The following is a 3,206-nucleotide window of genomic DNA, read 5'->3' on the forward strand; positions in this document are numbered from 1 at the left end:
CCGCGCGGGCGGCGCTCGATCTCATAGGCGCTGAAAATGTTTCGGCGAACATCCGCGGCGCTCGATCTCACAGGCGCTGAAAATGTTTCGGCGAACATCCACGGCGCTAGATCTCATAGACACTGCAGATCCCTCGGCAAACACCTTGCAGCCCACACCCAACCACACAGCAGACAAGACTTTACCCGCCCCCGCCAGTCCATTAGGCTGCACATTCCCCCACAAAGAGGTGTTCGTCCAATGCGCCATTAATGCCGCCGTCCCTTCGACGGCCAGCCTTCAGCCTCCGGTTCGCTCCGGAGATGTCGCGGCATTTGTGGAGTTGCACATGACGAACACGTCGATCCTGACGCTGGACAGCGTCACCCTGGCCTTGCCTGATGGCAGGCTGCTGTTTACCGACCTCAACGAAACCTTCGACCGCCGCCGCACCGGCCTGGTCGGGCGCAATGGCGTGGGCAAGAGCCTGCTCGGGCAGATACTCGCCGGCCAGCGCGAACCGAGCAGCGGCCAGTGCCGGCGACTTGGGCCTGTTCACCTGCTGAACCAGCAAGTGATCGAGCAAAGCGCCACACTTGCCGACCTGGCTCAAGTAAGCAGCGTGATTGCAGCGCTTGAGCGCATCGAGCAAGGCAGCGTCGAACCCGGCGATTTCGACACCGTTGGCGAGCGTTGGGATATCCGCGAGCAACTGCAAGCGCAACTGCAACGCCATGGCCTGGGCCAGCTCGACTGGCGCCAGCCTGCCCATAGCCTAAGCGGCGGCCAAGCCATGCGCGTGGCGCTGATCGGCGCCTGGCTCAGCGATGCCGACTACCTGATTCTCGACGAACCCAGCAATCACCTGGACAGCAACGCCCGCGCCCAGCTGCTGGCCATGGTCCAGGCCTGGGACCGGGGCCTGTTGGTGATCAGCCACGACCGCAGCCTGCTGGCGTACATGGAGCGCATCGTCGAGTTGTCCAGCCTGGGTTCGCAGGCCTTCGGCGGCAACTACAGCTTTTATGCAGCACAAAAGGCCAGCCAGACGGAGCAGGCCCAACAGCACCTTGCCCGGCTGAAACAGGAGCAACAACGCCAGGCCCGTGAACGCCAGCGTCAGCGCGAAGACCTGGAGCGGCAACAAGCGCGAGCCGGGCGCCAGGCCAGGCACGCCAATCAGGCCAGGATCCTGCTCGACCGCCAGCAGCAGCGCAGCCAGGCCACGGCAGGTAAGCAACGCCGCGATCATCGCGACGCCCAGCAGGCGCTGCAAGGCAAAGTACGTGACGCCGCCCGCGAGATGGAGCAAGACATTGCCATTACCCTGCATGCACCTACGCCGCAGCGCCATGCGGGTCGTGAAGTATTGGCCCTGCAGGCGCTGCGCCTGCCCCATGGCACCCGCAAGCCGCTTGACCTGCGCGTGTGCCTGGGCCAGCGGGTGGGCCTGGTCGGTGCCAATGGCAGTGGCAAGTCCACGTTGCTCAAACTGATGAACGGCGAGCTGCCGGCACCCGCCGAATGCCTGCGCCTCAGCGGCGAAACCGCCCTGCTCGACCAGCATTGCAGCAGCTTGCCAGGCGACACCAGCGTGCTTGAGCACCTGCACCAGGCCAACTCGTCACTGGCCCAGGGCGAGTTACGCAGCCGCCTGGCGCAACTGGGTCTGGATGCGGCGCGTATCGAGCTGCCCAGCAGCCTGCTCAGCGGCGGTGAGCGGATGAAGGCAGCACTGGCCGCCGTTCTGTACCGCGAGCGGCCGCTCGACTTGTTGCTGCTGGACGAGCCCGGCAACCATCTGGACCTGCCATCGCTGGCAGCGCTGGAGCGCATGCTCGGCCAGTTTCGCGGAGCGCTGGTGGTGGCCTCGCACGACGCGGTATTGCTGCAAAACCTGGCGCTTGACGCGTACCTGCAGCTGTAGCAATCGAAAAAAATGCATCGCAGGCTATCAATTCGTGACTGGCCGTTCCCGATCCGCCAAGGATGTATTAAGGTGGCATGGTGCGCATATAACAGCAGCCCGAGCGATCGGGCACTTGCAAGACAATGAGGGTGTCATGAGCAACGAAAGCATTAACTGGGACAAGCTGGGTTTCGACTACATCAAGACCGACAAACGCTACCTGTCCGTATGGCGCAATGGGGAGTGGGACAAGGGCACCCTGACCGAAGACAACGTGCTGCACATCAGTGAAGGCTCCACTGCCCTGCACTACGGCCAGCAGTGCTTCGAAGGCCTGAAGGCCTACCGTTGCAAGGACGGCTCGATCAACCTGTTCCGCCCGGACCAGAACGCCGCCCGCATGCAGCGCAGCTGCGCCCGCCTGCTGATGCCGCACGTGCCCACCGATGTATTCATCGAGGCGTGCAAGCAAGTGGTCAAGGCCAACGAAAAGTTCGTGCCACCGCACGGCAAAGGCGCCCTGTACCTGCGCCCGTTCGTGATCGGCACCGGTGACAACATTGGCGTGCGCACCGCCCCCGAGTTCATCTTCTCGGTATTCGCCATCCCGGTTGGCTCGTACTTCAAGGGCGGCATGAAGCCGCACAACTTCCAGATTTCCAGCTTCGACCGTGCTGCCCCGCAAGGCACCGGCGCGGCCAAGGTCGGTGGCAACTACGCCGCCAGCCTGCAGCCGGGTGCTGAAGCGAAGAAAGCCAACTTCGCCGACGCCATCTACCTCGACCCGCTGACCCACACCAAAATCGAAGAAGTCGGTTCGGCCAACTTCTTCGGCATCACCGCCAACAACGAATTCGTCACCCCGAAATCGGCGTCGGTGCTGCCAGGCATTACCCGCCTGTCGCTGATGGAACTGGCACAATCGCGCCTGGGCCTGACCGTGATCGAAGGCGACGTGGAAATCAGCAAGCTGGACCGCTTCATCGAAGCGGGTGCCTGCGGTACTGCTGCGGTGATCACCCCGATTGGCGGCATCGAGTACAACGGCAAGCTGCACGTGTTCCACGACCTGGAGAAGGTCGGCCCGGTTACCCAGAAGCTCTACAACGAGCTGACTGGCATCCAGAGCGGTGATGTAGAAGCACCGGCAGGCTGGATCGTCAAAGTCGCCTGAGGCGCTTTAGCGGTTTGAAAACGGGGCATGCCAGCAATGGCATGCCCCGTTTTATTTGCGTTCATGAAAGCTTGCGCGATCCCTTGTAGGAGCGGGGGGGGGGGGGTGGGGGGGGGGGGGGGGGGGGGGGGGGGGGGGGGGGGG

At 63.4% G+C, this 3,206-nt stretch carries 2 protein-coding genes; both read left to right on the forward strand.

All coding sequences use genetic code 11. From position 1 onward, the window contains the following. Positions 1-328 precede the first annotated feature (328 nt). A complete protein-coding gene (locus tag IAE39_RS29235; protein WP_201207934.1) occupies positions 329-1,906 on the forward strand; it encodes an ATP-binding cassette domain-containing protein in 1,578 nt (525 codons plus the stop codon). A gap of 136 nt (positions 1,907-2,042) precedes the next feature. Then, positions 2,043-3,062 carry a branched-chain amino acid aminotransferase gene (locus tag IAE39_RS29240; protein ID WP_060494052.1) on the forward strand — a complete coding sequence of 340 codons (1,020 nt, stop codon included), beginning with the start codon at positions 2,043-2,045 and terminating at the stop codon, positions 3,060-3,062. The last annotated feature ends 144 nt before the right edge of the window (positions 3,063-3,206 follow it).

The organism is Pseudomonas sp. S37, from assembly GCF_016658545.1.
Taxonomy (GTDB): Bacteria; Pseudomonadota; Gammaproteobacteria; order Pseudomonadales; family Pseudomonadaceae; genus Aquipseudomonas.